Annotated in this window: 1 pseudogene; it reads right to left on the bottom strand. The window is 56.6% G+C overall.

Annotation, left to right across the window (positions count from 1 at the left end):
* Nucleotides 1-247: pseudogene (locus tag R2R70_RS21560) on the bottom strand (serine dehydratase subunit alpha family protein); the annotation flags it as partial.
* Nucleotides 248-256: the final 9 nt, after the last annotated feature.

Below are 256 nucleotides of genomic sequence, written 5' to 3'. Positions count from 1 at the left end.
CCAGCGCCGCCGCAATCGGCAGCCCCACCATTCCCGTGCCGGGAACGGTGACGCCCAGACCGTTCTTCATCAGATTTGGCGAAACCCAGGCTTCTACACGTTCAACCGGACCTTCCAGTTCTGCCGCAGCAACCGCCGCCGCCAGCGCCAGTGAAATCGGTTCAGTACATCCCAGCGCCGGTTTTACTTCCTCCTGAACGGCGAGGATGTAACGCTGCCATAACGGATTTAAAGTCGAATCAAACATATTAAAAAC

The sequence above is a fragment of the Cobetia sp. SIMBA_158 genome (assembly GCF_046566945.1).
In the GTDB taxonomy this organism is placed as follows: Bacteria; Pseudomonadota; Gammaproteobacteria; order Pseudomonadales; family Halomonadaceae; genus Cobetia; species Cobetia amphilecti.
The sequence above is the reverse complement of the archived record's forward strand: the minus strand, read 5'-3'. Positions and strand labels throughout refer to the sequence as shown.